Annotated in this window: 7 protein-coding genes; 5 read left to right on the top strand and 2 right to left on the bottom strand. The window is 72.5% G+C overall.

Translation table 11 applies throughout. From position 1 onward, the window contains the following. A partial coding sequence (locus FJ251_09780; GenBank protein MBM4118007.1) for a hypothetical protein occupies positions 1-990 on the bottom strand: 990 nt, incomplete at its 3' end. A gap of 149 nt (positions 991-1,139) precedes the next feature. On the opposite strand from FJ251_09780, the gene FJ251_09785 reads away from it, so the two are divergent. From FJ251_09785 to FJ251_09795, 3 genes are read left to right on the top strand one after another with little or no spacing between them, the layout of a single operon-like run. Then, positions 1,140-2,405, top strand: a complete 1,266-nt coding sequence (locus tag FJ251_09785; protein MBM4118008.1) for a hypothetical protein — start codon at positions 1,140-1,142, stop codon at positions 2,403-2,405. After that, a complete protein-coding gene (locus FJ251_09790) occupies positions 2,401-3,984 on the top strand; it encodes a sodium/proline symporter (GenBank protein ID MBM4118009.1) in 1,584 nt (527 codons plus the stop codon). Before FJ251_09785 ends, FJ251_09790 begins: the two co-directional genes overlap by 5 nt. Before the next feature lie 30 nt (positions 3,985-4,014). Beyond that, positions 4,015-7,173: a PAS domain S-box protein gene (locus FJ251_09795; protein ID MBM4118010.1), complete on the top strand. Its 3,159-nt coding sequence runs from the start codon at positions 4,015-4,017 to the stop codon at positions 7,171-7,173. 1 nt (position 7,174) lies between these two features. Here FJ251_09795 and FJ251_09800 read toward each other — a convergent pair whose 3' ends face one another. Then, on the bottom strand, positions 7,175-8,017 hold the full coding sequence (locus tag FJ251_09800) for a zinc-dependent peptidase (GenBank protein ID MBM4118011.1): 843 nt from the start codon (positions 8,015-8,017) through the stop codon (positions 7,175-7,177). A 39-nt stretch (positions 8,018-8,056) separates the two neighbouring features. On the opposite strand from FJ251_09800, the gene FJ251_09805 reads away from it, so the two are divergent. Both FJ251_09805 and FJ251_09810 read left to right on the top strand, forming a co-directional pair. Further along, positions 8,057-9,307: a 4Fe-4S dicluster domain-containing protein gene (locus FJ251_09805; GenBank protein ID MBM4118012.1), complete on the top strand. Its 1,251-nt coding sequence runs from the start codon at positions 8,057-8,059 to the stop codon at positions 9,305-9,307. Beyond that, positions 9,304-10,341, top strand: a 1,038-nt coding sequence (locus tag FJ251_09810; protein MBM4118013.1) for an amidohydrolase family protein, incomplete at its 3' end; no start/stop codon positions are given. The genes FJ251_09805 and FJ251_09810, both read left to right, overlap by 4 nt.

Here is a 10,341-nt window from a genome sequence, read left to right on the forward strand (position 1 = left end):
GGGGGGCAGGCCGCCCGTGCCCGAGAGGAGGGTCCAGGTGTCGCCGCCGTTCGTGGAGCGATACACGGCGCAGCGCGGCCCGCCGTAATCGTAGGCCTCGGGCTGGCGCAGGCGCTGCCACATCGCCGCGAGCAGCACGTTCGGCTGGTCGGGCCGCTGGATGAGATCCACGCAGCCCGTGTCGTCGGCCACGAAGAGCACCTGCTGCCAGCTCGCGCCGCCGTTCGTGCTGCGATAGACGCCGCGGTGGCTGTCCGTCTCCCAGAGCTGGCCCATGGCCGCCACGAAGATCCGCTGCGAGTTCGTGGGATCCACGCGGATGCGCCCGATGGCGCCGACGGTCTCCAGGCCCAGCGACTCCCAGGTGGCGCCGCGGTCCGGCGAGCGGAAGAGCCCGGCGCCGCCGTAGGCCACGCTGCCGCCGCCGGGGTTCACCTCGCCGCCGCCCGCGTAGACGATGTCCGGGTTCGCCGGGTCGAGGGCGACGGCGCCCATCGCGAGCGCGGGGCCCTGGTCGAAGAGGGGCAGCCAGTGCTGGCCGGCGTCGTCGCTGCGCAGGATGCCGCCCTCGGCGGCCGCAGCGTAGACGCGATTCGCGTCCCGTGGATCCACGGCGAGATCCGTGATGCGCCCGCCGACGTTCGTCGGGCCGCGGGGCGTCCAGAGTGCCGTGCGCCCGCCCCGCAGGGCCTCGGCCCGGGCCTCCTCGCGCAGCACCGCCGCCTGCTGGCGCATGCGCTGCACGGCCTCGGGCGGGATGTGTCCCGTCGGGAAGGCGCGCTCGGCGAAGAACCAGGGATTGGGCGCCTTGGGCACGCGGCCGTCGCCCGGACGCTGCGAGTGCTGCTTGGGCAGCGGCCCGGGTGCCGCCGCCTCGCGGCGGAGCAGGAAGCTCAGCGCGACGAGCAGCGCGACGAGCACGACGAGCAGCAGGGCGGGCGCGCGGCCGGCGGGCGCGGTGGCGCTCTGCCAGCGGGCTTTCTCGAGCATGGGGACCTCCGCGGGGCGGGCTGCGAGGGGCCTCAAGTATAGGGCATCGGCGCCTTCGAACCTAGGCGGCCTACCCCGACCGTGCTAGTCTTCCCGCGGACGTCCGCCGGGATCCCCCTCGCCGCCGGGCGGCCAGCCTCGAGGTTCCCATGCGCCCGCTGCTCCGCGCGCTCGCCGCCATCGGCCTGCTTGCGGCCTTCGTGTTGCCCGCGGCCGCCGAGCCCGGCCTGCGCGGCGCCCTCGACCTGCGCCTGCGGCAGGAGTATCTGGACGGCCTCTACTACTGGTCCCCCGATCAGCCCGACCGCAACTGGCTCCGCCTGCGCTCGCGCGCGGGGGCCGCCTACAGCTGGGGCGCTTCGCACGAAATCGAAGCGCGCGCCTGCAGCGAGTTCCGCAAGATCACCACGCCCGACACGCCGCTGAACTACGACGAGATCATCCTCGACCGCCTGCTCTACCGCCATCGGCCCAGCGACTGGGCGACGCTGACCCTGGGCCGCCAGGACATCGCCTGGGACGACGGCTTCCTCGTCATGGACGGCACGCCCCTGGACGGCAGCCGCTCGGCCTACCTGAACGCGCTGCGCCTGGAGCTCACGGCCGAGGATCCCGATCTCTCGCTGCTCGAGGGCTTCTTCGCCCACAACCCGGCCACCGACGACCTGGTGCTCTGGGACGACGACATCGAGCGCCGCCTCACCGACGCTGACGAGACCGCCGCCGCCCTGCGCGCCCGCTTCGCGCGGCAGCACCAGCTCGCCCTGATCTGGAAGCGCGAGCGCGACCCGGACCACGCGCGCCCGGCCCTCGACGCCTGGACGCTCGGCTACCGCATCGAGCGCACGCGCGGCGCCGTCAACGTGATGGGCGAAGTCGCCATCCAGTACCAAGACTGGTCGGCGCCCGCGAAAACGAGCGGCCTCGCTTGGGCCATGCAAACTCGGCTGCGTCGCCCGCTCCGCGACGAGATCCGCATGGACCTTGGCGTCTACGCCTACTCGGGTCGCATCGGCGACCAGCTCGCCTTCCGCACGCCCTGGGGCCGCTGGCCCAAGTGGAGCGAACTGATGCTCTACCGCTTGATCGGCGAGGGCGGCGTCGGCGCCTGGGCCAACCTCGCGGGCCCCTGGATCGAGCTCGAGCGCCGCAAGGGAGCCGTCCTGTTCGGATTCGGCGCGCAGATCATCCTGGCACCGGAGCCGCGGTGGGAGGTCCGCGACATGCTCCTGCGTTTATGCCTCGAAAGGGCGCTTGCCGCAGGGCTGAGCACGCAGCTCTTGCTCGAACAGATGCTGGGCACGGGCTACGATAGCGTGGACTACCAGCCCGCCTTCGGCAGCTGCTGCGTCCGCCCGATCGACGCCGGCGGAGGCGCCTTCCTCCGCTGGCAGCTAACCTACGAAACGAATTGAGGAGCGCGATGCCGCCCTTCCACCTGCCCTGGTCCAGCTTCGGCGCCCTGCTCGTGCTCGCGGGCGCCGTCCTCCTCGCCGTCGTCTGGGCGCTCGTCGACCGCGCGCGGGAGGGCCGCCAGTGATCGTCTACATCCTCGTGCTCGTGGCCTATCTCGCGCTCCTCGCCGGCATCGGGCTCTACTTTCGCGGGCGCAGCAAGAGCGCGGCGGACTTCGCCATCGGCGGGCGCTCGGTGGGGCCCTGGGTCACCGCGCTCTCCTTCGTGGCCGCCTACTACTCGAGCGTGGTGATCATCGGCGGCGGCGCCTTCGGCTGGCGCTTCGGCCTCTCGACGCTCTGGATCGGCGCCGGCAACGTGCTGGTCGGCAGCACGCTCGCCTTCATCGTGATGGGCCGGCGCGTGCGGCGCATGAGCGAGAACCTCGAGGTGCACACGCTGCCCGGCTTCTTCTCGCGCCGCTACGACTCGCCCGCTGCGCGCATCTTCAGCGCCGCGATCACGGGCCTCTTCCTGATCATCTACAACGTCAGCGTGCTCAAGGGCATGGCCAACGCCTTCGAGGTGCTGATGGACATGCCCTACATGGGCGGCGTCCTGCTCAGCGGCATCGTGATCCTCTTCTACACGGCCGTGGGCGGGTACCTGGCCGTCGTTTGGACGAGCTTCGTGCAGGCGATCATCATGATCATCGCGCTCGTTCTGCTGACGGTCTTCGCCCTCCACCGCGTGGGCGGCATGACCGAGCTCGTCGACCGCCTCAGCCTGCTCGGCGCGGGCTACGTGGAGAGCCCCGGCCAGTGGGGCTGGGCGGGCCTCGTCAGCTTCGGCCTCATCGTGAGCCTCGGCGCCTGGGGCCTGCCGCAGCTGCTCATCCGCTTCTACTCGATCAAGAGCGAGCGCGCGCTGCGCGTGGCCACGGTGGTCGTCACCCTGGGCGCGGCGATGGCCGTGCTGCCTTACCTCTGCGGCGCCATCGCCCGCGTGCTGGTGCCGGACATCGCGAACCCGGACCAGGCCATCCCCTCGCTCACGCGCCTGGTCCTGAACGACTGGGGCGGCGCGCTTTTCCTCGCGGGCGTCGTCGCCGCGGGCATGAGCACCTTCGCGGGCGTGCTGCTGATCATCGCCAGCAGCCTCGTGCGCGATGTCTGGATCGAAGGCCTGGGCCGCGCGCTCGACAATGCCGCCGAGCTGAAGGCCAGCCGGATCACCAGCCTGGCCGTCGGCCTCGTCAGCGTGCTGATCGCGCTGAAGCCGCCGGGCCTCGTGCTCGTGCTCACGGCCTTCGCCTGGGCGGTGATCGCCTCGACGAACCTCTGGCCTCTGCTCTTCGGCATCTGCTGGCGGCGCACCAGCCCGCGGGCCACCCTGGCCAGCATGGTGCTGGGCGCCGCCACCGCGCTCGGCTGGGAGCTGCTGCGCAAGCAGCTGCCCGCGCCCTGGAGCGGCCTCCACGGCTTCATCACGGGGAGCTTCGTGGCGCTGGTCGTGATCGCGGTCGGCACTCTGCTCGGCCGGCCGGCGCCGCCGGCGGCGATCGCACGGGCCTGGGGCGAGCGAGTCCGCGGGCGCTGAGGCGTCTGGAGCCGCGCCCGCGGCTCTGCTATGCTCGGGTGCGCCCGCGGCCCCCGCCGCGGAGGAGCTGCGATGCTGCCGTCTGCCATCGATCCCCTGGGCGCCCTCGAAGCCCTCGTGGACCCGATTCTCGTCGGGGATGCGACGGGTCGACCGCTCTTCGTGAACGCCGCCTGGCGCGCGGAGCTCGGCTGGAGCGCGGAGGCGCTGGCCGCTGCGGGGCTGGCCGCGCTCGCAGCCGGCGACGGCCCCTTCGCAGCCGCGCTGCGGCAGGCCCCCGCCCAGCTGGCCGCGGCCTCGGGACGGCTCGAGTTCGGGTCCTGCGCGCTGCGCGCGGCGGACGGCAGGGTCCAGCGCGCCGCCGCGCGGCTGCACGCCCTGTCCGACGCGCCGCCGACGGCCTTCCTGCTCCAGCTTCGCCTGCGCTGCGACTGCACAGCCGAGCGCGAGACCCTGCGCGCGGTCTTCGAGAGCCTCAGCGATGGGCTCTACATCAAGAATGCCGAGCTGCGCTACGTGGCGATCAATCCGACCCTCTGCGGCTTGCACGGGCGCAGCGAGGAGGAGCTGATCGGCAGGCGCGCGGCCGATCTCTTTCCCGCCGCCACGGCCGAGGCGCTCGAAGCCTCCGACCGCCGCGCTCTCGCGGGCGAGCGCGTGGAGAGCGTCCACGAGATTCCGATGCCCGACGGCCTGCACACCATGCGGATCGTCAAGACGCCCCTGCGCGACGCCGGCGGTCGCATCGTCGGGCTCTGCGCCGTCGCGCGCGATGTCGGCGACGCGCAGGCGCTCGAGAGCGCCCTGCGCACCAGCGAGGAGCGCCTGCGCCTCCTCTCCGAGAACATACCCGGCGTGCTCTTCTCCTACTTGCGCGACACGCAGGGACGGCGGGAGGCGACCTATCACAGCCGCGGCCTGGAGGCGGTGATCGGCGCGGAGAACGCCCGTCGCGTGCGCAGCGGTGAGATCGAGTATCGCAGCCTGATCCACCCGGACGATCTCGACCGGATGCCGCAGCATCTCCCGGTGCCGGGCAGCGACAGCCTCAGCTTCGAGGCCGAGTACCGCGTGCAGGACGGCTACGGCGGCTACCGCTGGGTGCACGTGCGCAGCACGCGCGTCCTCCTGCCCGACGGCCGCACCCGCTGCCACGGCGTGCTCCTCGATGTCGATGAGCGGCGCCGCATCGACAGCGCCCTGCACGAGTTGAGCAGCCGCCTGCAGGCGCTCACCGATCAGCTCCCCGGCGTCGTCTTCTCCTACCGCCGCCGCCCGGATGGACATCGGGAGGCCGTGTACATCAGTCCCGGTCTGGACGTGCTGCTCGGTCCGAAGTTCGCCTGGCAGATCCAGCAGGACATGGACGCCCTGCACACCCTGATCCACCCGGAGGACGTGGCTGCCGTCGTCGATGGCGATCGCCACGACGGACCCGGCCGCTGGTCGAGCGATGTCGAGTACCGCACGCTCACCGACGGCGGCATCTATCGTTGGGTGTATAGCCGCGCGAGTGGCCTGCTCGAGCCGGACGGCACGATCGTCTGGCACGGCGTCATCGTCGACATCGACGAGCGCAAGCGCCTGGAATCGGCGCTGCGCCAGGCCTCGCTGAGCCTGCAGACCCTGGCCGACAACCTGCCGGGCGTCGTCTACTCGTATCGACACCTACCGGACGGCCGGCGCGAGAGCCTCTACATCAGCCCGCGCGGCCTCGAGGAGATCATCGGGCCCCAGAACGCGGCGCGCATGCGCCTGGATCTCGATTATCACGACCGCCTGCTCCATCCCGAGGAACAGGCCAGCTTCTCGCCGCTGCGGCCGGGCCCGAGCGACGAGACGCTGCGCTTCGGCCGCGAGTACCGGCTCCGCCACGACGACGGGAGCTATCGCTGGGTCGACTCGCGCGCGACGGGTTTTCCGCAGGCCGACGGTTCCGTCATCTGGCATGGTTTGATGATCAACATCTCCCGCCGCAAGCGCGCCGAGGAAGAGCTGCGCCTGCACTCGGAGACCCTCGAGCGCACCAACCGCGAGCTGAACGCGGCGATCCTCCAGGCCGAGAGCGCGATCCAGGCGCGCGGCCGCTTCCTCGCGACGATCAGCCACGAGATCCGCACGCCGCTGACCGCCATCCTCGGCTTCGCCGAGCTGTTGCTCGCCTCGCCCGAGCGCGCCGATCTCCAAGAGAGCCTGGAGCTGATCCGCGACAACGGCCACTACCTGCTGCGCATCATCAACGACGTCCTCGACTACTCGAAGATCGAGGCCGGCAGGCTCCAGCTCGAGCGCGAGACCTTTGCGCCGGCGGCCTTCCTCGGTGAGCTCTGCGCCCTGATGCGCGTGCGCGCCGAGGCCAAGGGCCTCAGCCTCAAGCTCGAGCTCGATCCGCGCTTGCCGGCGGCGCTGCAGGGCGATCCTACCCGCCTGCGCCAGATTCTCCTCAACCTGCTCGGCAATGCGATCAAGTTCACGGAGCAGGGTCGGGTCACGCTGCGCGGCCGCTATCAGGAGGACGAGCCGCCGCGGCTCCTCGTGGATGTCGAGGACACGGGCATCGGCTTGCCGCCCGGCGATCCCGAGCGCCTCTTCGAGGCCTTCGTGCAGGGCGACCCCTCGGACGCGCGCGCCTTCGGCGGCACCGGGCTCGGCCTCGCGATCAGCCGGAGCCTGGCCGGCCTGCTCGGCGGCGACATTGCGCTGGCCTCGGTGCCGAGCGGCGGCAGCTGCTTCACCCTGAGCGTGCCGGCGCACCTGGAGCCGGCGGCGGCTTGCGCGGGCGCGCCGGCGACGGCCCCGCAGCGCCTGCCGGGCCGCGTGCTCGTCGTCGAGGACAACGCGACGAACCGCGTGCTGATCCGCCTGCTGCTCGAGGCGCTGGGCACGACGGTGGTCGATGCCCCCGACGGCCAGGCCGCGCTCGCTGCGGTGGCCGCCGCGACACCGCCCTTCGATGTCATCTTGATGGACATCCAGATGCCCGGCCTCGACGGCTACGAGGTCACGCGGCGCCTGCGCGAGCAGGGCTGCCGGACGCCGATCGTCGCTCTCACTGCGCACGCCCTCGACGGCCATCGCGAGCGCTGCCTCGCGGCGGGTTGCGACGCCTACTGCGCCAAGCCGATCGATCGGCAGGAGCTGCTGGGCGTGCTGGCCGCCTGCGTGGCGCGCAGCGAGGCCGGCCGCTGACTCAGCGCGGACCGCGGGCGGACCGCTGCGGCGGCGCCCAGCCCGCGGGATCGAGCTCCAGGTACTCGGCGAGCACGGCGTAGACCTCCGGGTAGCTCTGCCGCAGCTCCTGCGGCAACTCGAAGAAGAGCTCCACGGCGGTGGCGAAGAACTCGGTCGGGCTCTCGGCGGCGTCCCGGTCGAAGAGCACTTCGCGCCGTAGGCGCAGCAGCTTGGCGTGCCGTTCGAAGGCCGCCTGGAAGGCCTCGCGCCAGCGCGCGGCCAGCGCGGGCGTCGACAGGTAGGGCGTGCCGTCGGCCTCGCCGGTCTGGTCGTCGAGCTGGTGCGCGAACTCGTGGAGGACCAGGTTGTAGCCGTCGCGCCGCCGCGACTCGCGCCGCGCATCCGCCCAGCTCAGCACGACCACGCCGCGCCCCCAGGACTCGCCCGCCCGCTCGTCGGGCCCCTCGTGCACGATGCCGTACTCGTCCATCTCCGGCTCGCTGACGACGAAGGCCTCCGGGTAGACGAGGATTGTCTCCAGCCCCGGATAGTAGTCCGCGGCTGCGCGGAGCTGCAGCAGCGCGGCCTGGCCGAGGATGGCCAGGCGCATCGGCTCGTCGACCGTCAGCCCATCGGCGCCCTCGAAGTGCTTCTCGGCGAGAAGCACCTGCAGGACGCCCTCGTGCCGCGGCTGCAGCGCGGCGGGCAGGGCCGCGCAGAGGGGCGCCTTGGCCAGGAGCAGGCGCCGCTCGGCCTCCGTGAGCGGAGTCGCGAGGAGGCGGCGCCGGCGGCGTCCGCGCAGAAAGAACATCGTTGCCTCCGGGGCCGGGCCGCCGGGCGGCGGCCGGGCCGGCGCCAGCATGCCGCATCGGGGGCGTCGCCCCAAGCGCGGATTCGCCTGGTGACGCGCCGCACGCCAGCCGCTATGCTCGACGCCGGAGGCACCATGGCGAACCTGGCCGTCGACCTTTTCGGCCTGCACTTCCCGAACCCCGTTTGGCCCGCTGCGGGACCCACCGTGCGCGACGGGGCGATGATCCTGCGCCAGGTGGCCGGCGGCGCGGGCGGCGTGGTCTGCAAGACGATCAGCAGCGAAGCCGCGCCCGTGCCCAAGTACCACATGCTGAACCTGGCCCGGAACCGCCGCGGCGGCATGCTCAATTCAGAGCTCTGGAGCGAGCTGCCGCCGGAGCAGTGGCTGGAGCGGGAATACGCGATCGCCCTCACGGCCGGCGTGCCCGTCGTCGCCTCTCTCGGTTACAGCGCCGCCGAAGTAGCGCGCCTGGGCAAGGCCGCCGAAGCCGCCGGCGTGCACGCGCTCGAGGTGACCGTGCACTACGCCGCCGAAGAGCCCTGGCAGGTGATGAAGACCCTGCGCGAGGCGGTGTCGATCCCGATCATCGCCAAGCTGAGCCCGCACGATCCGGCCACCGTGATCGAGACGGCCCGCAAGCTCGAGCCCTTCGTGGACGGCATCGCCGCCATCAACAGTCTGGGGCCGGCCCTGCGCATCGACATCGAGGCCTGTCAGCGCACTCTGGGCACCGAGTACGGCTACGGCTGGCTGAGCGGGCCGCCGATCAAGCCCGTCGCCCTGCGCATCGTCTTCGATCTCGCGCGCACGGTGAAGGTGCCGGTGATCGGCGTCGGCGGCATCCGCACGGGCGCCGACGTCGTGGAGTTCCTGATGGCCGGCGCGAGCGCCGTGCAGGTCTGCACGGCGAACATCCTCGAGGGACCGGGCGTCTTCGCGCGGCTCAACCGCGAGCTCGCGGCCTGGCTCGACGCGCACGGCGTGGCGAGCGTGGGGGAGATCGTCGGGCGCTTTCCGCAGAAGCTCGGCGCCGAGGCCGGGCGTACGCTCGCCGGCGTGGGCACCACGGGCCGCGTTCACTTCAGTGGCCCGCCGCCCACGGTGGAACCCGCGCGCTGCACGCTCTGCGACCTCTGCGTGACGAGCTGCGCCTACGACGCGCTGCGCATCGACAAGGTGGCCAGCCCGGAGGCCGTCATCGTCGAGGGCGAGCGCTGCTTCGTCTGCGGCCTCTGCGTGACGGTCTGCCCGACCGCCGCGCTCAGGCTCGACCTCGATCCCGCGCTCGGCCCGGCCGGCGCCATCCAGCCCGAGCCGCGGTCGGGAGGCCGCGCGTGAGCCTGCTCATCCGCCGTGCGCGCCTCCTGGCGACGATGGATGCCGCCGGCCGCCGCCTCGAGGACGCCAGCCTGCTGATCGAGGGCACGCGCATCGCCGCAGTCGGCGCGGCCGCGGAGCGCGCAAGCGCTGAGCGCGTGATCGAAGGCGCCGACCTGCTCGTGACGCCTGGCCTCGTCAACACGCACCACCATCTCTATCAGACGCTCACGCGCGCTCTGCCCGGCGCGCAGGACGCGTCGCTCTTCGACTGGCTCGTCCACCACTACCCGATCTGGCGCCACCTGGACGCCGACCTGCTCGCCGTCGCCACCCGCACGGGGCTGGCCGAGCTGCTGCTCTCCGGCTGCACGCTGACGAGCGACCACCACTACCTCTTTCCGACGGAAGCCGCGGCCGAGCTGATCGACGTGCAGATCGCCGTCGCGCGCGAACTCGGCATCCGCTTCCAGCCCACGCGCGGCTCGATGAGCCTGGGCAAGAGCGCCGGCGGTCTGCCGCCCGACAGCGTTTGCCAGGACGAGGCGACCATCCTCGCCGACTGCCGCCGCCTGGCGACCCTCAGCGACCCGGCGCCCGGCGCCATGCTGCGCATCGACCTCGCGCCCTGCTCACCCTTCTCGGTGACGCCCGCCACGCTGCGCGCCACGGCCGCGCTCGCCCGCGAGGCCGGCCTGCGCCTGCACACGCACGTCGCCGAGACCCTCGACGAGGAGCGCTACTGCCTGGCGACCTTCGGCGCGCGGCCGGTGGCCCACCTCGCGGCGCAGGGCTGGACCGGGCGCGACGTCTGGTACGCCCACGCCGTGCACCTGCACGACGCGGAGATCGCCCTGCTCGGGCGCACGGGCACGGGCGTCGCCCACTGCCCCTCGAGCAACCTTCGCCTGGGCAGCGGCACAGCGCGCATCGCGGAGCTGCTGGCGGCGGGCGCGCCGGTGGGTCTGGCCGTCGATGGCTCGGCCTCCAACGACGGCAGTCACCTGCTCGCCGAGGCGCGGCTCATGCTGCTCCTAAGCCGCCTGAGGGAGCGC

Source organism: bacterium (genome assembly GCA_016873475.1).
Classification (GTDB): Bacteria; Krumholzibacteriota; Krumholzibacteriia; order JACNKJ01; family JACNKJ01; genus VGXI01.